The following is a 20,565-nucleotide window of genomic DNA, read 5'->3' on the forward strand; positions in this document are numbered from 1 at the left end:
CCGCGCGCCAAGGCGTCTAAGATAGGCGGGCATCAAGGCGCGGCAAGGGGGCGCAGGGGCCGGTTTCCCCTGTGTTACAGGGGGTTGGAGTCTATGAAATCAAGGCGTTGGCTTTTCGGTTTCAGGGTGTCGTCAAGGAACTAAGGGCGCATGCCCGCCAACGTCAGCATCGCCTGCGCAAAAGCCGCCGGGGCCTCTTGCGGCAGGTTGTGGCCTGCGCCGTCGATGATCCGGCGGTCATAGAAGCCGGTGAAATGCGGGCGGTGGCTGTCGTGCTGTTCCGGCGGATCGACGCCATCGTCGCGGCCTTGCAGCACGATCGTCGGCACGGTGATGTCGGGCTGGGCGGCGAGGCGCGCCTCAATCCCGTCATAGGCCGGATCGCCGGGCACGCCGCCAAAGCGGTGGCGGTAGGAGTGCAGCACAATCTCGACAAAGTCGGGGTTGTCGAAAGACGGTGCCGTGGCGGCCCATGTCGCCGCGTCAAACCGCCAGCCTGGCGACCAGATCGACCAGATATGGCGGCAGATGTCGTGGCGGTTCTGCGTCAACCCGGCGCGGCCACGCTCGGTATGGAAGTAATACATGTACCAATAGCGGGCCTCTTCCACCGCCGGGGCCGGGCGGGCGGCCTGCGCGATGTTCTGGATGTTGTAGCCCTGACCGCAGCTGACAAGGCCGCGCACCCGCCCGGGCCAAAGGGCGGCGACAATGCAGGCGGCACGCCCGCCCCAGTCATAGCCGCCCAGAAGCGCGGTCCGGATCGACAGCGCATCCATGAAGGCGAGAAGATCGGCGCCAAGCGCTGCCTGCTGGCCCGACCGCATGGTATCGGGCGAGACAAAGCGGGTGGGGCCATAGCCACGCAGATAGGGCACAAGGCAGCGCATTCCCTGCGCCGCAAGGGTTGCCGCCACCGCATCATAGGCGCGGACATCATAGGGAAAGCCGTGCAGCAGGATGACGGGCGGGCCGGTGTCCGGCCCGGTGTCGTGATAGTGGATTTCCAGACAGCCTGCGGTGACGGATTTCATCGGACATGCCCTTGCTGTGCCTGACCCGAAGTTTAGGACACCCACGTTCAGCGTGGCAATGGGGTGTGCCTGCGGCAGCTGTGCCCACCACTCCCTCTTCCTCTCCACAAGGGGGATGGATGGGTCAAGGGGGCCGCAAGCGCACCGTCCGACCTGCCCCCCCCGCAGCCCCAATTCCGCACAAACGTCATGACGTAAGCCATACACAAACCAGACGCGGACCAGACCCGGACCAGACCCGGACCATACCCGAAATTCGACGCCGTTTCAGCCCCTTGTCGCCAGAACCCAGCTCCACACGATCAAAACACCCCCGGCACCTGCGCCGCCGCCCAATGGCGGACGGCACGACGGTGCCAATTCCCCCCTTTACTTTCCGGGCGGCGTGGCTATCGTCGCGGCCATGACACGGGGTACACATATCGCTTGCTGGATCGGGGCCAATGCCCTGTCGGCCGCCCGTGGTCTGCTTCTCCTTAGCTGCCTCTGAGCGTGCCCTTGGGCGCGACCGCTCAGAGGTGACAGCGCCCGCCAAGGACAAGCATCAGACATTCAAGGAACAGACCGATGACATCTGCAACTGCACCGCAGGACCGCGTTTTCATTTTTGACACCACCTTGCGCGACGGCGAACAAAGCCCCGGCGCCACCATGACCCAAGACGAAAAGCTGGAGATTGCCGGCCTCCTGGACGAGATGGGCGTCGATATCATCGAGGCCGGATTTCCGATCGCCAGTGAAGGCGATTTCGCGGCGGTCAGCGAGATTTCCAAACGCGCGAAGAACAGCACGATCTGCGGGCTGGCGCGGGCGAATTTCAAGGATATCGACCGCTGCTGGGAGGCGGTGAAACACGCAAAATCGCCGCGAATCCATACGTTTATCGGCACCTCACCGCTGCACCGGGCCATTCCCAATCTGGACATGGACCAGATGGCCGAGCGCATTCATGACACCGTGACCCATGCCCGCAACCTGTGCGACAATGTGCAATGGTCGCCGATGGATGCCACACGGACCGAGCATGATTACCTGTGCCGCGTGGTGGAAATCGCGATCAAGGCGGGTGCGACAACGATCAACATTCCCGACACCGTGGGCTATACCGCGCCGCGCGAAAGCGCCGATCTGATCCGCATGTTGCTGGAACGGGTGCCGGGGGCGGACGAGATCATCTTTGCCACCCATTGCCACAACGATCTGGGCATGGCGACCGCGAACTCTCTGGCCGCAGTCGAGGCCGGGGCGCGGCAGATCGAGTGCACGATCAACGGCTTGGGTGAGCGGGCGGGCAATACCGCGCTGGAAGAAGTGGTCATGGCGATGAAGGTGCGCAATGACATCATGCCGTATCGCACCGGGATCGACACCACCCGCATCATGAACCTGTCGCGCCGGGTGGCCTCTGTGTCGGGCTTTGCGGTGCAGTTCAACAAGGCGATTGTCGGCAAGAATGCGTTCCTGCACGAGTCGGGCATCCATCAGGATGGCGTTTTGAAGAATGTGGAAACGTTCGAGATCATGCGGCCCGAAGATATCGGGCTGGTGCAGAAGAACATCGCCATGGGCAAGCATTCCGGCCGGGCAGCGCTGCGCGCCAAGCTGAAAGAGCTGGGGGTCGAGCTGGCCGACAACCAGCTGAATGACGTCTTTGTGCGGTTCAAGGCTTTGGCCGACCGCAAGAAAGAGGTCTACGATGAGGATCTGGTAGCGCTGGTCGCCGACGAGCAGACCAATGATGCGCATGAATTCCTGCAGCTGAAAAAGCTGCGGGTGATCTGTGGCACCGATGGCCCGCAAGAGGCCGATATGGTCATGAGCATCGACGGGGTGGATCACAGCATTGATGCCACCGGCGATGGCCCGGTCGATGCCGCGTTCAACTGCGTCAAGATGCTGTTCCCGCATTCGGCCCGGCTGGAGGTCTATCAGGTGCATGCCGTGACCGAAGGCACCGACGCGCAGGCTACGGTGTCGGTGCGGTTGCAGGAGGACGGGCGGATCGTGACCGGGGCGTCCGCGGATACCGATACGATTGTGGCCTCGACCCGCGCCTATATCAACGCGCTGAACAAGCTGATCGTGCGGCGGCAGAAGACCGCGCCGGGGACGGATACCAAGACGGTCAGCTATCACGGCAAATGACGTTTTGCCCCGGTTCTGTGGACTGACAGGACCGGGGCAGCGACTGCCGTTCGGATTTTGAGTATTTGTGTCAAGATGAATGCAGGGGCCTGTGCGCTTTGCGGGCGTCATGCTGTTGGCCAAGGGTTGCCACCTTGTCGCCAAGGTTGCGTGGCCTTGAGGGGCGTAGGCGCAAAATGGCAGGCATTTCATGATTCGGTTTCTCGGGGCGCTGCTGGCGCTGGCGCTGCTGTCTGGCTGTGGCGAGCCTGTGTCGCAGGACAAAAACGCGCGGATTCTGGTGGTGGGGGATTCGATGCTGGCCAGCAACCGGGCCGGCAAAGCGGCGGTGGCCGATGTGCTGGAGGCCGAACTGGGCACCGGGGTGCTGGACCGGTCGGTGTTTGCGGCGCGCTATTTTCATGCCCTGCCGCTCTCGGGTGCGGCGGGGTTGCGGCTGACCTCGCAATACCGGGCGGGAAACTGGGACTGGGTGGTGATGAACGGCGGCGGCAATGACCTGCTGTTCGGCTGTGGTTGCGGGTTTTGTGATGGCGTGCTGGACCGGCTGGTGACGAAGGACGGGCGCGGCGGGGCGATCCCGGCCTATGTGGCGCGCATCCGCGAAGGCGGCGCGCGGGTGGTTTATGCGGGCTATCTGCGCAACCCGGGGATGGGAACGCCAGTGAAGCATTGCGGCCCGGCGGGCAATGAGCTGGACCGGCGGCTGGTGCTGATGGCGGGGTTTGACGCGGGCGTGACCTTTGTGCCGATGGCTGATCTGGTGCCGTATCGCGACACCAGTTTCCACGGCATCGACCGGATTCACCCCTCGGCCAAGGGCAGCCGGGGGATCGGGCAGCGCATTGCGGCTGTCATCAGGGCGGCACCGAAACAGCCGGTGGCGGCGCCTGTGCGGCGGTAAAGGGTTGGGTGATTCGGTCTGTGGCGGGGTGGTGACTGCCTGCGCGCCGGCGCGCGCGGGGCGCGATGAGGCCCGGCACGTCGGGGCTTGATTGCAAAGGTGCAAGCGGTGGAGCATCTTGTGGTCTGAACCGGGGACAATGATTGCAATCTGACAAGTTCTGCACTGTCACAGCGGATTGACGCCCGCACGATCCTTTGCCCTTTCGCCTGTTTCCCCTGAGCCTTATATGAACTCGCCCCTATCGGAGTTCCGAGTCGAGGGGTTAAAGTCGCATTAAAAGGACACCAAAGGCATGTCGATATTCTCGGGTCTGTTTTCCTCGGATATGGCGATCGACCTCGGCACGGCGAATACGCTTGTCTATATCCGTGGCAAGGGGATCGTGCTGAATGAGCCTTCGGTGGTGGCCTATCATACCAAGGACGGCAAAAAGCAGGTGCTGGCCGTGGGCGAGGACGCCAAGCTGATGCTGGGCCGCACGCCCGGCAGCATCGAGGCGATCCGCCCGATGCGCGACGGGGTGATCGCGGATTTCGAGGCGGCGGAAGAGATGATCAAGCATTTCATCCGCAAGGTCCACAAGCGCACCACCTTCAGCAAGCCCAAGATCATCGTCTGCGTGCCGCATGGCGCGACCCCGGTGGAAAAACGCGCGATCCGGCAGTCGGTGCTGTCGGCAGGCGCGCGCCGCGCCGGGTTGATAGCGGAACCGATTGCCGCCGCCATCGGCGCGGGGATGCCGATCACCGATCCCACCGGCAATATGGTGGTTGATATAGGGGGTGGCACCACCGAAGTGGCGGTGCTGTCGCTGGGCGACATCGTGTATGCGCGGTCGGTCCGCGTGGGCGGCGACCGGATGGATGAGGCGATCATCAATTATCTGCGTCGTCATCAGAACCTGCTGATCGGCGAATCCACGGCCGAGCGGATCAAGACGAGCATCGGCACCGCGCGGATGCCCGATGATGGGCGCGGGGCATCCATGACAATTCGCGGGCGTGACCTGCTGAACGGGGTGCCCAAGGAAACCGAGATCAATCAGGCGCAGGTGGCCGAGGCTTTGGCCGAACCTGTGCAGCAGATCTGCGATGCGGTGATGCAGGCGCTGGAGGCGACTCCGCCCGACCTTGCTGCCGACATCGTTGACCGGGGCGTGATGCTGACCGGCGGCGGCGCGCTGCTGGGCGATCTGGACCTGTCGTTGCGTGAACAGACCGGGCTGTCGATTTCGGTGGCCAATGAGTCACTCAATTGTGTGGCGCTGGGCACCGGCAAGGCGCTGGAATACGAAAAACAGCTGCGGCATGTGATTGATTACGACAGCTGATCCGGGTCTGATGACCGGACAGGTGGACACGGCCCTTAGCGGGGCCGGGCGTATGAATTGGACGTAGCAGACCGGCATGGCAAAGACGCGGACAGACCCGGAAGACTTTTCCCGCCCGCTCCGGCGGGTGCTGGTGGGGCTGCTGGTGCTGGCGCTGCTGGGGTTGTTTTTGCTGTGGCGCATCGACAGCCCGCGGGTCGAGCGGTTTCGCGCCGCCCTGATTGACCGGGTGGTGCCGTCGTTTGACTGGGTGATGACCCCGATCACCAAGACCGCCGATATGGTGGAACAGTTTCAAAGCTATGCCAGCCTGCATGCGCAAAATCAGGATCTGCGGCGCGAGCTGCAGCAGATGAAGGCGTGGAAAGAGGCGGCGCTGCAGCTGGAACAGCAGAATGCCCGGCTGCTGGACCTGAATCAGGTGCGGCTGGACCCGAAGCTGACCCATGTGACCGGGCAGGTGCTCGCCGACAGCGGCAGCCCGTTCCGCCAGTCGGTGCTGATCAACGTTGGCGCGCGCGATGGTATCTTAGACGGTTGGGCCACGATGGATGGCATCGGCGTGGTCGGTCGCATTTCCGGCGTGGGCGAGCGGACCAGCCGGGTGATCCTGCTGACCGACACCAACAGCCGGGTGCCGGTGACGGTGCAGCCGTCAGGCCAGAAGGCCCTGCTGTCGGGCGACAACACCGCCCTGCCCCCGCTGGAGTTTCTGGAACAGGCCGATGTGGTGCGCCCCGGTGACCGGGTGGTAAGTTCGGGCGATGGCGGGATGTTTCCCGCCGGGCTGCTGGTGGGTCAGGTGGTGCTTGGCAATGACCGGCGGCTGCGTGTCAGCCTGAGCGCGGATTACCAGCGGCTGGAATTCCTGCGCGTGCTGCGCAGCCATCAGCTGGTGCCGATCACCGATGCCGGGGCGCTGATCGCGCCGCCGGTGCTGCCTGCGGGCCCTGACACCAGCGGCGCGCTGAACACCGATGCCCTGCCCACCCGTGGCAACCAGCCCGAGGCGATGCCGGCGGCAGACGCCAGCACAGAGACGGATGGCAGCGGTGGGTGATGCGTGGCGGTCCAGCGCCTGGTTCTATCGCGGGCTGTTTGTCGGCATCGCACTGCTGATGCTGTACGTGCGGCTGCTGCCTCTGGGGTCAGAGGCGGGCGACTGGCCGGGGCCGGACCTTTTGCTGTGCCTGATCTTTGCCTGGGCGACGCGGCGACCCGATTACCTGCCGGTCTGGCTGTTGGCGGGCGTGCTGTTGCTGGAAGACATGGTGCTGCTGCGCCCGCCGGGGCTGTGGACCGCGCTGGTGGTGGTCGCGGTGGAGTTTGTGCGCAACCGGGTGGCCCTGACGCGTGAGCTGACGCTGGTGGCGGAATGGGCAATGGTGGCGGGGCTGATGATCGGGTGCCTGCTGGCCTACCGGCTGGTGTTCACGCTATCGTTCCTGCCGCAGCCGGCATTCGGCTTTGCCTTGATGCAGGTTTTGTGGTCGATCCTGTGCTATCCTGTCGTCGTGGGGGCCAGCCGTCTGGCCTTTGACCTGCGCAAGCCCGCAACGGGCGAAGTCGACAGTTACGGACGCCGTTTGTGAGGGGCAGAACGTGAGACGCAGCCCGAAGGAAACCGAAGATGCCGCCCGCGGAACCCATCGTCGGGCGCTGCTGCTGGGTGGCGGGATGGCGGCAATGTTTGCGGTGCTGGGCGCGCGGATGCACTATCTGTCGGTCGATCAGGCCGACCAGTTCCGGCTGCTGGCCGAGGAAAACCGGATCTCGATCCGGCTGATCCCGCCCGCACGCGGGCTGATCCATGACCGCAACGGCAAAGTGCTGGCGGGGAATGAACAGAATTACCGGGTGGTGATCACGCGCGAAGATGCCGGCGACGTCAATGCGGTGCTGGCCAAGCTGGCGCATATCATCCCGCTGACCGCCGAAGATCTGGACCGCACCGCGAAGGAAATGAAGCGCACCAGCCCGTTTGCGCCGATCACCGTGGCCGACCGGCTGAGCTGGGAAGACCTGTCGAAAGTGGCGCTGAATGCGCCGTCCCTGCCCGGTGTGTCGCCCGAGGTGGGGTTAAGCCGGCAATACCCGCGCGACATCGATTTCGCCCATGTGCTGGGCTATGTCGGCCCGGTGTCAGAGCGTGATCTGGAGGCGCTGGACAGCCCGGACCCGCTGTTGCGCATCCCCAAGTTCCAGATCGGCAAGATCGGGGTGGAGCGGTGGCTGGAAGACACCCTGCGTGGCCGCGCAGGCACAAGGCGGATCGAGGTCAACGCCGTGGGCCGCGTCATGCGCGAGCTGGAGCGCGAAGAAGGCGATCCCGGTGCCGATGTGCGGCTGACCATTGATGCGGACGTTCAGAACTTTGTGCAGGCGCGGCTGGGCGACGAGTCGGCGGCGGCTGTGGTGATGGATGTGACCAATGGCGATCTGATTGCGGTCGTTTCATCGCCGTCGTTTGACCCCAACCTGTTCGTGCGCGGCATCAGCCACACCGATTACAACGGGCTGATGGAGAATGACCACCGCCCGCTGGCCAACAAGACGGTGCAGGGTCTGTATCCGCCGGGGTCCACCTTCAAGATGATCACCGCTCTGGCGGCGCTGGAAGCGGGGGTTATCAACGTCAACACCACCGTGCGCTGCCCCGGCTATCTGGAGTTTGGTGGCAGGCGCTTTCACTGCTGGAAACGCGGCGGGCATGGCGCGGTCAATCTGGAAAAGTCCTTGGCGGAAAGCTGCGACGTTTACTATTACGACATTGCCCAGCGGGTCGGGATCGAAAAGATCGCCGAGATGGGCAAGCGCTTTGGCCTTGGCATCCGCCACGACATTCCGATGTCGGCGATTGCCGATGGCATCATGCCGAACCGGGCGTGGAAGCAGGAACGCTACAAGCAGGACTGGCGGATCGGCGACACCATCAACGCCAGCATCGGTCAGGGCTATGTGCTGACCTCGCCCCTGCAGCTTGCGGTGATGACCGCGCGGATCGCAACGGGCCGGGCGGTAAACCCCCGGCTGGTGCGGTCGGTTGATGGCAAGGAGGTGCCGGTGGAAGAGGCCCCCGGCATCGGCATTTCCGAAGAGATCATGCGCAAGATCCGGTCGGGCATGTTTGCGGTGATGAACGGCGAACGCGGCACGGCGAAATCATCGCGCATCGCCGATGAGGCGATGCTGATGGCGGGCAAGACAGGCACCAGCCAGGTGCGCAACATCACCGCCGCCGAACGGGCGCGCGGGGTGATTTCCAACGATCAGCTGCCGTGGAACCGGCGCGACCATGCGCTGTTTGTCGGCTATGCCCCCTATAACAATCCGCGCTATGCGGTGTCTGTGGTGGTGGAACATGGCGGCGGCGGGTCCACCGCGGCAGCGCCCATTGCGCGCGACGCTCTGTTGCGCGCCCTGAGCAACGGCTTGCCGCCGCTGTCGGCCTATCCGGCCAGCCAACGCAACCGGATTGAATCGATGCTGGAAAAGCTGCCGCTGCGCGATGCCGAGGGCCGCGCCCCCGACTCCAGCCGCGCATAAGGGGGCGGAATGAGCTTTCTGGAATACCGCGTCAAGTTCGTGCCCACCGGGCTGCGCAAGGTGCTGTATCTGAACTGGCCGTTGATCGTGCTGGTGACGGCGGTGTCGGCGGTGGGGTGGCTGGCGCTCTATTCCATTGCCGGCGGGCGGATGGATGTCTGGGCCGGGCGGCAGATGCAGGTGTTTGCGCTGGGGGCGGTCCTGATGTTCATCATCGCCTTTGTGCCGATCTGGTTCTGGCGCAACATGTCGCTGATCGCCTATGTCGTCTCTATCCTGCTGCTGCTGGTGGTCGAATTTTTCGGCACCATGGGCATGGGCGCGCAACGCTGGATCGACATCGGCGGCTTTCGCCTGCAGCCATCAGAAATGGCCAAGGTCACGCTGGTGATGATGCTGGCCGCCTATTATGACTGGCTGGATGTCAAGAAAACCTCGCGCCTGTTCTGGGTGCTGATCCCGGTGGTGCTGACAGTGGTGCCCACGGTGCTGGTGCTGATGCAGCCCAACCTTGGCACCGCGCTGATCTTGCTGATGATCGGCGGCACGGTGATGCTGCTGGCCGGGGTCAGCTGGTGGTATTTCGCGGCGGTGATCAGTGCGATAGGTGGCACAATCTGGGCGATCATGACCAGCCGGGGCACAGACTGGCAGATGCTGCATGACTATCAGTTCCGCCGGATCGACACCTTCCTTGACCCCACATCCGACCCGCTGGGGGCGGGATACAATATCATTCAGGCGCAGATCGCCCTCGGCTCGGGCGGCTGGGGGGGCAAGGGGTTCATGCAGGGCACGCAAAGCCGGCTGAATTTTCTGCCCGAAAAGCACACCGATTTCATCTTCACCACGCTGGGGGAAGAGTTCGGCTTTGTCGGCGTGATCAGCCTTCTGGTGCTGTACGGGCTGATCCTGCTGTTCTGCTATGTCTCGGCCATGCAGCAAAAGGACCGGTTTTCGCTGCTGCTGATCCTGGGGATTGCGGCGAACTTCTTCTTTTATCTGGCGATCAATCTGGCCATGGTGATGGGGCTTGCCCCGGTGGTGGGCATTCCGCTGCCGTTCCTGTCTTATGGCGGATCGGCGATGCTGGTGCTGCTGGTGGCCTTTGGCCTGATCCAGAGCGCCCATGTTCACAGACCGAGGTAGATGATGATCACTGTCCTGTTCGCCGCCCCCGACCTGTGGGGGGAGTATTCCGACGTGCTGCCAAAGGCGCTTTCGGATGCGGGAATTGCGGCGCAGGTGGTACAGGATGCGGCACCGGAAACGGTGGATTACATCATCTATGCCCCCAGCGCACCGTTGCAGGATTTCACACCGTTCACGCGCACCAAGGCCGTGCTGTCGCTCTGGGCCGGGGTGGAGAGGATTGTCGGCAATGACACGCTGACGCAGCCTTTGTGCCGGATGGTCGATCCAAGCCTGACCGAAAGCATGGTTGAATGGGTCGTGGGCCATGCCCTGCGCCATCATCTGGGAATAGATGCGCATATCGTGAACCCCGGCCACGTGTGGAACCCGGTCGTGCCGCCGCTGGCGCGCAACCGGCCCGTTACGGTGCTGGGCCTTGGGGCACTTGGCACGGCCTGCGCGCAGGCGCTGGCGGGCCTGAACTTTCCCGTCACCGGGTGGAGCCGGACTCAGAAATCAGTGTCGGGGGTAAAGTGCCTGTCGGGTGAAGATGGTTTGCGCCAGGCGCTGACCGGCGCGCAGATCGTGGTGACGCTGTTGCCGCGCACGCCGGGCACGGAAAACACCCTGAACGCAGACACACTGGCGCTGACGGCGCGCGGAGCGGTGATCCTGAACCCTGGACGCGGGCCGCTGATTGATGATGCAGCCCTGCTGGACGCGCTGGAGACTGGCCAGATCGGCCATGCCACGCTCGATGTGTTCCGGGTGGAACCGCTGCCGCAGGATCACGCGTTCTGGGCACATCGCTGCGTGACCGTCACGCCGCATATTGCCGCCGACACCCGCGCGAGCAGTGCATCCGGCGTCATCGCTGAAAACATCCGTCGGGCCGAGGCGGGGCAGCCACTGCTGCACCGGGTGGACCGCGTTTTGGGCTACTGAACTGGCACGCTGCCTGCGACGCCTTTCGCGTCGCGGACAGAACAGACGCCCCACCCCGCCCTGCCTTTGATTGCGGCAGGTGACAGGGGGCGGGCATGCCATATTCGACCGGGGTAAAACTGGTGCTGCTGGCGGCGCTGTTGTGGTCGCTCAACGGGCTGCTGATACGGCAGATCGATCAGGCAGGCACCTGGGCGGTGCTGTTCTGGCGCTCTGCCGGGATGATCCCGGTGCTGCTGGTGGTGATCTGGGGACGCTCGGGTCAGGTGGTGGCCCCGTTGCGCCGGGTGGGCTGGTCCGGCGTGGTGGGCGGGCTTGGGCTTGTGCTCGCCTTCGGCGGCGCGATCTTTGCCTTTCAGGCAACGACGGTGGCCAATGCGGTGTTTCTGTTTTCCGCCTCGCCGTTTCTGGCGGCGCTGATGGGCTGGCTGATCCTGCGCGAAACCGTGCGGCCCGCAACATGGGCCGCGATTGCACTGGCCGGGCTGGGCATGTTCGTGATGGTGCGCGAAGGGCTGGCGGCGGGGGCGATGGCGGGCAATGTGGCGGCCCTGCTGTCGGCGCTTGGCTTTGCCAGCTTCACCATCGCGCTGCGCTGGGGCAAGCTGTCGGACATGCTGCCCGCGGTGGTGATCGGCGGGCTGCTGTCAATGCTGGCGGCGGCGATGGTGCTGGCGGCGCAGGGCGAAAGCCTTTGGGTGCCAGGGCGCGACATTGCGATTTCGCTGGCCATGGGGGCGGCGGTTCTGGCCACCGGCATGGCGCTGTATACGGCAGGCAGCCGGGTGATCCCGGCGGCAGAACTGACCCTGCTGTCGATGGTCGAGGTGCTGCTGGCCCCGGTCTGGGTGTTTCTGGCACTGGGGGAAACCGCCTCGGCCGGGACCTTCACCGGCGGCGCGGTGCTGATGGCAGCGGTGGCGTTCAACGCGCTGTCAGGGGCACGGATGCGCCGCGCCCCGGCGCTGGGTGTCGGGCGCTGACACGCAGCCCTTTACCCCGGCACCCCGCTGCCGTTAAGGATTGGGCGGCATAAGGGCGGGGACGGGGATGACAGGCAAGGTTCTGATCACGGGGGCAGCCGGGTTCATCGGCTTTCACTTGTCCCGGCGGATGCTGGCGGACGGCTGGCAGGTGACCGGCTTCGACGGGATGACCGACTATTACGACCCGGCGCTGAAACGCGCCCGGCTGGAGATCCTGCAGGCGCAGCCGGAGTTCGCATTTGAACAGGGAATGCTGGAAGACCCGGACCGTCTGACCGCACTGGTTGCCGCGCGGCACCCTGATGTGATCGTCCATCTGGCGGCACAGGCCGGGGTGCGCGCTTCCATCGACGCGCCACGGTCTTATGTACAGTCCAACCTGATCGGCACGCATGAGGTGCTGGAGGCAGCGCGCGCCCATCCGCCAAAGCATCTGCTGATGGCCTCTACCTCCTCGGCCTATGGTGCCAATACCAGAATGCCCTATGCCGAGACCGACCGGGCCACCCATCCGATGAGCTTTTACGCCGCCACCAAGATCGCGACTGAGGCGATGGCCCACAGCTACGCGCATCTGTTCGGCCTGCCGGTAACGATGTTCCGGTTCTTTACCGTCTATGGCCCGTGGGGGCGCCCGGACATGGCGCTGTTCAAATTCACCAAGGCGATCCTGAATGGCGACCCGATTGACGTCTACAACCACGGCGACATGCAGCGCGATTTCACGTATGTCGATGATCTGATCGAAGGCATCACCCGGCTGATCACCGCCGTGCCCGGCACCACCCCGGCCGGGCCGATGGACAGCCTGTCCCCCGTCGCTCCGTTCCGTGTGGTCAACATCGGCAATGGCGCGCCGGAACAGCTGACCGGGTTCATCAAGGCGATTGAGGCCGCAACCGGCCGCACCGCCCGGCAGACCCTGCTGCCGATGCAGCCCGGCGACGTACCCGCCACCTGGGCCGATGCCAGCCTGATCGACGCGCTGGTCGGCCCCCTGCCCCGCACCCATCTGCACGACGGCGTGGCACGATTCGTCGACTGGTATCGCGGCTGGAACGGCAGATAAAAAGCGGAGCGCGCTGACGCGCGCACTGTTTCTGTCTCGGCTCTGGCGTGCCGCCAACCGCCTCGGACCAAGGGGCTTTGCCCCTTGCCGCCCTAAGTGGGGCGGCTGACCCCAGAGTATTTGGGAAAGCTGCAAACCAGAAGAACGCGCCTCTGGCTTGCAGCTTTCCCAAATACTCCCCGCGCGGGACGCGCAACGTCCGAGCCGGTTGGCGGCACGCCAGAGGCGAGATAAGGACAACGCGGCGCAGCCGCTCCATTTTCTTAAAAGGCTACAGCTGGCCCGGCACCACCTGATCCGGGGGGCGGTGGCCGTCAGCGAAGGTCTTGATGTTGATGATGACCTTTTCGCCCATTTCGATCCGCCCCTCCAGTGTGGCGCTGCCCATATGCGGCAGCAGCACCACGTTGGGCAGTTCGCGCAGGCGGGGGTTCACCTCGTGCCCGTGTTCGAACACGTCGAGCCCCGCGCCGCCCAGTTCACCCGCGCGCAGGCCACGGGTCAGGGCGTTTTCGTCAATCACCTCGCCACGTGAGGTGTTCACGATCACCGCAGTCGGTTTCATCAGCTTCAGCCGCCGCGCGTTCATCAGGTGATAGGTTGAGGGCGTGTGCGGGCAGTTGACCGACAGAATGTCCATCCGGCTGACCATCTGGTCAAGGCTTTCCCACCATGTGGCGTCCAGCTCTGCCTCAATCTCGGGGCGCAGGCGTTTGCGGTTGTTGTAGTGGACCTGCATGCCAAAGGCGCGGGCGCGGCGCGCCACCGCCTGCCCGATGCGGCCCATACCAAGGATGCCCAGCCTTTTGCCACCCAGCCGCCCGCCCAGATAGGCGGTCGGGGCCCAGCCCTGCCAGTCACCGGCCTGCATCACCGCAAGCCCTTCGGGAATGCGGCGGGTGACGGCCAGGATCAGCGCCAGCGTCATGTCGGCGGTGTCTTCGGTCACCACGCCGGGGGTGTTGGACACCAGAATGCCACGCTGGCGCGCGGTGGCCACGTCGATATGGTCCACCCCCGCGCCATAATTGGCGATCAGTTTCAGCCTGTCCCCGGCCTGCCCGATCAGCCCCGCATCGATCTGATCGGTCACACAGGGCACCAGCACATCGGCGCGGCGCATGGCGCCTGCCAGATCCTCGCGGGTCATTTTTGTGTCGGGATCGCGCAGCTCGACATCGAACAATTCCTTCATCCGGGTCTCGACCGGTTCGGGCAACCGTCGCGTGACTACAACACTCAACCGCTGTGCGGGCATCTTAGGCCTCCGTGGACTTGATCTTGGCGCGCGCCTCAGGGCAAAGTGACGGCAAGCGGGACGGGGCACAAGACCCTATGCGATCAGCCCCGCAGTGTTGAGGATTTGCGGCCCCTTGCCGGGCCGTATCGCAGACAGAACCAACAGACCGGGGGCATACCCGGCCACAGGCGGATGGTGAACAACATGCTGAAGGCATTGGTAACGGGTATTGCCCTGAGTCTGGGTGCGGGCCCGGTGCTGGCGGATGTGGTCCGGCCAAGGCCCAATCCGGTGCTTGCACCGGCTGGAGCGGAAGCCGAGCCGCTGACAGCAACCCCCGTAAGTGCTTCCGCCGCACCGGCAGCGGCGACAGAGGTGCGGCCAGTGATGCGCCCGCTTGGGCCGCCCGCGCCAGCAGCGGTGGTGGCGGTGCCGCGCGACCCGAACAAGGGCGCGGTCACCAACCTGCCCTTGCCGCGTTATGTCTCGCTCAAGACGAACGAGGGCTATGCCCGGCGCGGGCCGGGGCTGTCGCACCGGATCGACTGGGTGTTCACCCGGGTCGGCATGCCGCTGAAGGTCACCGCCGAGCATGGCCACTGGCGCCGGGTCGAGGACGCCGAAGGCATGGGCGGCTGGATGCATTATGCGCTGGTGTCAGGCGTGCGATCGGTGATGGTGAATGAGGAGATGGCGACGTTCTTCAGCCGCCCCGACACCGCCTCACTGGCCGCGTTTCAGGCCGAGCGCGGCGTGGTGACCCGGCTGATCGCCTGCAAAGATGGCTGGTGCCGCGTCACGGTCGACGGGCAAAAGGGCTGGGCCCCGGTCAGCAGCCTGTGGGGCGTGACGGCGGATGAGGTGATCGACTGAGCAAGTATCAGGCATCTGACCACGCCTCCGGAGGGGGGTGCCGTATCGCTTGCAATCGTACAACCGCTTGCCCTTGACGCCCCCTCCTGGGTAGCGCATGCCGCTTTGACAGGACCTTGGGGGCGAAGATGGCATCCGAACAGACACGGTTGAATTTGTCGGCGGGCATCGCCTCGGTCTCTGTTGCGGGGGTGCTGGTCATCCTCAAGCTCTGGGCGCTGGGGCAGACCGGGTCTTTGTCGGTGGCGGCGTCGCTGGCCGACAGTGCAATGGACCTGATGGTCAGCCTGATGGCGATGGCAGCGATTCTCTATGCGGCCAAGCCTGCGGATGAGGATCATGCCTTTGGCCACACCTCGGCCGAAGATCTGGCCTCGCTCGGGCAGGCGCTGTTCATTCTGGTCTCGGCCGGAGTGATCGGGGTTGCGGCAGTGCAGCGCTTGCTGGCACCCGAGCCTGAAACCCTTTCCCGCGAAGGCGTGGGCATGGGGGTGATGGCGGTCTCGATCCTGCTGACGCTGGGGCTGGTGATCTGGCAGGGCCGCGTCGCCCGGCGCACCGGCAATAAGGTGGTGGCGGCGGACCGGCTGCATTATCTGGGCGACCTGTTGCCGAATATCGGTGCGATTGCCTCACTTTGGGCCTCGCGCGCGTTTGGGCTGACATCTGTTGATTCGGTGGTGGCTCTGGCGGCGGCGGGGATGCTGGCGCTGGGGGCGGTACGGATCGGGCGCGAGGCGTTCCACGCGCTGATGGACCGGCGGGCCGACCCGGTGGTGATCGCCGGGATCGAGGCCATCGCCCGCGACTGGCCGGGGGTGCTGGGCTATCATGACATCAAGACACGCACCGCCGGAAGCCGGGTCTTTGTGCAGATCCACATCGAGCTGGATGGTGCCCAGCCCCTGCGCGAGGCGCATGCCATCGGCGCGGGGCTGCGCCGGGCAATCCTGCAGGCCTATCCGCAGGCCGATGTGATCGTACACAAGGATGTGTGGGATCTGCCAGAGGTGCCGGGGCTGGCCCCGCCGCCGCAGCGGTGACCCGCCCAAGCGGTCGGAATTTACGCAGCGAAACGGCTTTCATCAGGGGTTGGAAAACCCAGCAGTTCAGGGTAATTATACAGGCGTATAATTAAGGATGCGCCATGGCCGAAGACCGCCGCCCCTATCGTCGTGAATCGCAGGAACAGCGCCGCGACGCGCTGATCACGGCGGCGCTTGAACTGATGGCCGAAGGCGGGCCACAGGCGGCGACGGTGCGGGCGATTGCCGCGCGGGCGGGCATCACGGCGGGGCTGATCCGGCATTACTTCCAGTCCAAGGATGATCTGACCCGCGCCGCCTATGCCACGCTGATGGAGCGGATGACGGCGGAAAGTCTGGCCGCGACCGACAACGCCAGCGACGATCCGGCGGCGCGGCTGGCGGCCTTTGTTGCGGCCAGTCTGCGGCCGCCGGTGATGGATGGCGAACGGGTGCGGCTTTGGGCCGGGTTCCTGCACCATGTGCGCCGCGATCCGGCGATGCATGCGGTGCATGAGGCGACATATCTGAACTTTCGCGACCGTTTGCAGGCGCTGATTCAGGCGCTGCCCGGCAAGGACGACCCGGCCCGCGCGCGCGCGCTTTCGATTGCCTGCAACGCGGTGATTGACGGGCTGTGGCTGGAGGGCGGCATGCTGACCGACAGTTTTGCCGCCGGAGAGATGGAGCGGATCGGCCTGTCTGCCATTGCGGCAATTCTTGACGTGCCAATGCCATCCCCACCCCCCAACCCTGTCGAGGTTCTATGAAATACGCTGCTGTTCTTGACGATCTGGCCGGTCTGGGCGGGGCCAAATGGGGCGTGCACATCCGCGCGCGGGCGCTGAAGGCTGCGGGACGGCAGGTGCTGGAGCTGACCATCGGCGAGCCGGACACGCCGCCGCCCGCCCGTCTGCTGGATGTGGCGGCTAAGGCGCTGACCTCGGGTCGTACCGGCTATTCCAACGGGCGCGGTGAGGCGGGGTTGCTGCAGGCCCTGGCCGACCGCTACAGCCTGCGGCACGGGCGCGGATTTGAGACCGATCAGTTCCTGTGTCTGCCGGGTACGCAGACCGTGCTGTACATGGTGCTGCGCGCTTTGGCCGAAAACGGGGCTGAGGTGCTGGTGGGCGACCCGATGTACGCCACCTATGAAGGGGTGATCCGGGCCAGCGGGGCCAGCATGGTGCCGGTGCCGCTGCGGGCCGAACACGGCTTCCGGATGCAGGCGGCGGATGTCGAGGCGCGGATCACAAAGCGCAGCCGGGTGCTGTTCCTGAACACGCCGCACAACCCGACCGGGGCGGTGCTGCGCGACGCCGATATCGCCGCTTTGGGCGCGGTGGCGCGCGCGCATGATCTGTGGATCCTGACGGATGAGGTCTATGAAGAGCTGGTGTTTGACGGCACAAGATTCGTGTCGCCCCTGTCGCATCCCGGTCTGGCAGACCGGGTGATCGCGGCCTCTTCGATCTCCAAATCCCACGCCGCACCGGGGTTCCGGTCGGGCTGGTGCGTCGGCCCGGCAGAGTTCATCAGCCGCGCCCTGCCGCTGGCCGAAACCATGCTGTTCGGCAACCAGCCGTTTCTGGCCGACGCGACGGCGGATGCGATTTCGGCCCCCTCGCCCGTCGCTCGCGGAATGGCCGCGCGCTATGCAGCGCGGGCGCAGATGCTGTGGGAAAGCCTGGACGGGGTGGCGGGGCTGCGGGTGCATCGCCCGGATGCCGGGATGTTCGCGCTGCTGGACGTGCGCGCCAGCGGGATGACCGGCGAAGGGTTTGCCCTTGCGCTGCTGGAGGCCGAAGGGGTGGCCTGCATGCCGGGGGAAAGCTTTGGCGACGGGCTGGCGGGCTGGCTGCGGATCAGCCTGACGCAACCGGATGCGGTGATTGGCGAGGCTGCGGCGCGCATCGCGCGCTTTGCACGGCAGGGGGCATAAGGCATGGCAACGGTGGGGATGCGGCTGGTCGAAGGGCTGGCGGCGCGCGGCGTGGATCTGGTGTTCGGCATTCCGGGTGTGCACACGGTGGGATTATACCGGGGGCTGGCCGGGTCAGCGGTGCGGCATGTGACGGCGCGGCACGAACAGGGTGCCGCCTTTATGGCCGATGGCTATGCCCGTGTGACGGGGCGGCCGGGGGTGGCCTTTGTGATCACCGGGCCGGGGCTGACCAATGCGCTGACCGCGATGGCACAGGCGCGCGCCGATTCGGTGCCGATGCTGGTGGTATCAGGCGTGAACCGACGCTCATCGCTGGGGCAAGGCTTTGGCCTGCTGCATGAATTGCCCGATCAGGCCGGGATGGTGGGGGCGCTGTGCCCGACGCTGCGCGTCACTGCGCCCGACATGCTCGGCCCGGTGCTGGACCGGGCCTTTGCGCTGATGCTGGGCGCGCGGCCCGGCCCAGTGCATATCGAGGTGCCGACCGATGTGATGGCGCTGGAGGCGGCGGCCTTGCCGCCTGCGCTGCCGCGGGCGATCCGCACGCCGGATGCAGCGGCGGTGGCCGATGCGGCGGGGCTGCTGAACCGGGCGCAGCGGGTGGTCATACTGGCCGGCGGCGGTGCCAAAGCGGCGGCGGAACCGTTGCGGGCCCTGACGCAGGCGCTGGATGCGCCGGTGGTGCAGACGGTGAACGCGCGCGGCGTGATGTTCGGACATGCCTTGGGTGTGCCCGCCTCGCCCAGCCTTGAGGCGGTGCGGGCGCTGATTGCAGGGGCCGATCAGGTGCTGGCGGTGGGCACCGAACTGGGGCCGACCGATTACGACATGTACATGCGCGGCGGCTTTCCCGATCTGTCGGGGATGATCCGGGTGGATGTCTGCGCCGAACAGCTGGCGCGGCACCCGGCGGCGCTGCGCATTCAGGCTGATGCCGGGCTGACGCTGCAGGCTTTGGTACAGGCGGTGGACATGCGACAGGCCGATGGTCCGGTACGGGCCGAGGCCGCCCGGGTCGCGGCACGGGCCGAACTGGCGGGGCTGCATCCGGCGATGCAGGCGCAGCTGGAAATCGTCGAGGCGATCCGTGATGCGCTGCCCGGGGCGATTCTGGTGGGTGACAGCACCCAGCCGGTCTATGCCGCGAACCTGTTCTACGATCACGACCGCGCCGGGGGCTGGTTCAACGCCGCCACCGGGTTCGGCGCGCTTGGCTTTGGCCCCGGTGCCGCCATCGGCGCAGCCCTTGGCGCGCCGGGAACTCCTGTCGTCTGCCTGATCGGCGACGGAGGCTTACAATTCAGCGCCGCTGAATTGCGCACCGCCCGTGATGAAGCTCTGCCCATCACCTTCATCGTCTGGAACAACAACGGCTACCGTGAGATTGCCGAGGCGATGTCAGGCGCGGGCGCGCAGGTGATCGGCTGTGATCCGTCACCGCTGAGTCTTGCGCCCTTTGCGCAAGCCTGCGGGCTGCCCTTTGCCAGTCTGTTGCCCGACGTTGACGCCCTGCGCGCAGCCTTGCACCCCCCCCACACCGGCCCCCGGCTGATCGAGCTGCGCGCGCCCTGAAGGGTCCACCCCGATAACCCGTTGATATGAAAGGTGCTATCCCATAGCACTGCGGCGTTTTTGCCTAGCGCGGCCCATCGGCGCATATCGTTTCCCATCACAGCGGCGCTCTGCTCAGCCCCGCAAACCCTGGGAAAGGAAACCCGATGTTTAGGAACGTGAAAACTGCTGCCGTTGCTGCTGTCACCGCATTGTCCATCGCCCTCACCGCCGCTGCCCCGGCACAGGCGCTTGGCAAGAACGAGCGCAACTTTCTGAAAGGCGTGGCCGCCACCGTGATCGTCGGCGCGCTGATCAATGATGCACAGGCCCGGGCACCACGGGCCCAGCCGCAGCAGGTGTATCGCCCGCAGCCGCAGCGGCAACCCCAGCCGCAGTATCGCCCGCACAATGACTACAACCAGCAGTACCGCCCGCGCCATGACCACCACCAAAGCACCAGCGGCCGGGTGATCGGGTCGAACAACTCGGTGCACGCCACGGTCGCGGCGCAGACCTTCAACACCTATTCCGTGGCACAGCGCCGCGCGATCCAAAGCCGTCTGCGCGCCTTTGGCTACTACAACGGCGGGATTGATGCCGCCTTTGGCCCCGGCACCTATAATGCGGTGGTCGCCTATGCCCGCGACAGCGGCGGCGAGCGTCAGTTGCAGACCCGCGCTGGCAGCTACGGCATCTACGACAGCCTGATCTACTGATCTCGCCCTGATTTTACCGCGTCTTGCCGCACTGTCCCCTCAGGCAAGGCGCACCCGGCACCCCGGCCTATCCCCGGGTCGGGGTGCCTATTTCGCGCAAAGTCATTTTAGCACCC

18 protein-coding genes are annotated in these 20,565 nt (G+C 65.4%); 16 read left to right on the plus strand and 2 right to left on the minus strand.

All coding sequences use genetic code 11. From position 1 onward, the window contains the following. Window positions 1–140: 140 nt before the first annotated feature. The gene (locus Q7J44_RS16965; RefSeq protein ID WP_304881891.1) at window positions 141–1,034 is read right to left on the minus strand and encodes an alpha/beta fold hydrolase; all 894 of its coding nucleotides are present in this window, start codon (window positions 1,032–1,034) and stop codon (window positions 141–143) included. Window positions 1,035–1,601: 567 nt separating this feature from the next. Here Q7J44_RS16965 and Q7J44_RS16970 point away from each other — a divergent pair. The 10 genes from Q7J44_RS16970 (at window position 1,602) to Q7J44_RS17015 (ending at window position 13,096) form a co-directional block, all read left to right on the plus strand. Beyond that, window positions 1,602–3,179 carry a 2-isopropylmalate synthase gene (locus tag Q7J44_RS16970; protein ID WP_304881893.1) on the plus strand — a complete coding sequence of 526 codons (1,578 nt, stop codon included), beginning with the start codon at window positions 1,602–1,604 and terminating at the stop codon, window positions 3,177–3,179. A gap of 190 nt (window positions 3,180–3,369) precedes the next feature. Continuing rightward, window positions 3,370–4,083 (plus strand): SGNH/GDSL hydrolase family protein, encoded by a 714-nt coding sequence (locus Q7J44_RS16975; RefSeq protein ID WP_304881895.1) that lies wholly within the window; start codon window positions 3,370–3,372, stop codon window positions 4,081–4,083. 295 nt (window positions 4,084–4,378) lie between these two features. Beyond that, complete coding sequence (locus Q7J44_RS16980; RefSeq protein WP_304881896.1) at window positions 4,379–5,416, plus strand: rod shape-determining protein; 1,038 nt, start codon at window positions 4,379–4,381, stop codon at window positions 5,414–5,416. 76 nt (window positions 5,417–5,492) lie between these two features. Further along, on the plus strand, window positions 5,493–6,476 hold the full coding sequence (gene mreC, locus Q7J44_RS16985) for a rod shape-determining protein MreC (protein WP_304881898.1): 984 nt from the start codon (window positions 5,493–5,495) through the stop codon (window positions 6,474–6,476). Continuing rightward, the gene (locus Q7J44_RS16990; protein WP_304881900.1) at window positions 6,460–7,008 is read left to right on the plus strand and encodes a rod shape-determining protein MreD; all 549 of its coding nucleotides are present in this window, start codon (window positions 6,460–6,462) and stop codon (window positions 7,006–7,008) included. The genes mreC and Q7J44_RS16990 overlap by 17 nt, the downstream gene beginning before the upstream one ends. Window positions 7,009–7,018: 10 nt before the next feature. Further along, window positions 7,019–8,962, plus strand: a complete 1,944-nt coding sequence (gene mrdA / locus Q7J44_RS16995) for a penicillin-binding protein 2 (protein ID WP_304881902.1) — start codon at window positions 7,019–7,021, stop codon at window positions 8,960–8,962. Between the two features lie 9 nt (window positions 8,963–8,971). Further along, window positions 8,972–10,111, plus strand: coding sequence for a rod shape-determining protein RodA (gene rodA, locus Q7J44_RS17000; RefSeq protein WP_304881903.1), 1,140 nt, complete (start codon window positions 8,972–8,974; stop codon window positions 10,109–10,111). Then, the gene (locus tag Q7J44_RS17005) at window positions 10,112–11,041 is read left to right on the plus strand and encodes a 2-hydroxyacid dehydrogenase (RefSeq protein WP_370693027.1); all 930 of its coding nucleotides are present in this window, start codon (window positions 10,112–10,114) and stop codon (window positions 11,039–11,041) included. 95 nt (window positions 11,042–11,136) lie between these two features. After that, window positions 11,137–12,024 carry a DMT family transporter gene (locus tag Q7J44_RS17010; protein WP_304881905.1) on the plus strand — a complete coding sequence of 296 codons (888 nt, stop codon included), beginning with the start codon at window positions 11,137–11,139 and terminating at the stop codon, window positions 12,022–12,024. Between the two features lie 67 nt (window positions 12,025–12,091). Next, window positions 12,092–13,096: an NAD-dependent epimerase/dehydratase family protein gene (locus Q7J44_RS17015; RefSeq protein ID WP_304881907.1), complete on the plus strand. Its 1,005-nt coding sequence runs from the start codon at window positions 12,092–12,094 to the stop codon at window positions 13,094–13,096. A 271-nt stretch (window positions 13,097–13,367) separates the two neighbouring features. On the opposite strand, the gene Q7J44_RS17020 is transcribed toward Q7J44_RS17015, so the two are convergent. Then, window positions 13,368–14,354, minus strand: coding sequence for a D-glycerate dehydrogenase (locus tag Q7J44_RS17020; RefSeq protein ID WP_304881909.1), 987 nt, complete (start codon window positions 14,352–14,354; stop codon window positions 13,368–13,370). Between the two features lie 186 nt (window positions 14,355–14,540). Between Q7J44_RS17020 and Q7J44_RS17025 the strand changes: the two genes are divergently transcribed. The 6 genes from Q7J44_RS17025 to Q7J44_RS17050 all read left to right on the plus strand — a co-directional run bounded on the left by Q7J44_RS17025 (window position 14,541) and on the right by Q7J44_RS17050 (window position 20,449). Beyond that, window positions 14,541–15,209, plus strand: coding sequence for an SH3 domain-containing protein (locus Q7J44_RS17025; protein WP_304881911.1), 669 nt, complete (start codon window positions 14,541–14,543; stop codon window positions 15,207–15,209). Window positions 15,210–15,337: 128 nt separating this feature from the next. Then, on the plus strand, window positions 15,338–16,252 hold the full coding sequence (locus tag Q7J44_RS17030; RefSeq protein ID WP_304881913.1) for a cation diffusion facilitator family transporter: 915 nt from the start codon (window positions 15,338–15,340) through the stop codon (window positions 16,250–16,252). Between the two features lie 104 nt (window positions 16,253–16,356). Beyond that, complete coding sequence (locus Q7J44_RS17035) at window positions 16,357–17,004, plus strand: TetR/AcrR family transcriptional regulator (protein WP_304881914.1); 648 nt, start codon at window positions 16,357–16,359, stop codon at window positions 17,002–17,004. After that, entirely contained in the window at window positions 17,001–18,176 is a 1,176-nt protein-coding gene (locus Q7J44_RS17040; RefSeq protein ID WP_304881915.1) for a pyridoxal phosphate-dependent aminotransferase, read from the plus strand. The genes Q7J44_RS17035 and Q7J44_RS17040 overlap by 4 nt, the downstream gene beginning before the upstream one ends. A 3-nt stretch (window positions 18,177–18,179) precedes the next feature. After that, entirely contained in the window at window positions 18,180–19,751 is a 1,572-nt protein-coding gene (locus Q7J44_RS17045) for a 5-guanidino-2-oxopentanoate decarboxylase (protein WP_304881916.1), read from the plus strand. A gap of 146 nt (window positions 19,752–19,897) precedes the next feature. After that, window positions 19,898–20,449, plus strand: coding sequence for a peptidoglycan-binding protein (locus Q7J44_RS17050; RefSeq protein ID WP_304881918.1), 552 nt, complete (start codon window positions 19,898–19,900; stop codon window positions 20,447–20,449). Window positions 20,450–20,565: the final 116 nt, after the last annotated feature.

The sequence above is a fragment of the Pseudotabrizicola sp. genome, assembly GCF_030656345.1.
Classification (GTDB): domain Bacteria; phylum Pseudomonadota; class Alphaproteobacteria; order Rhodobacterales; family Rhodobacteraceae; genus Pseudotabrizicola.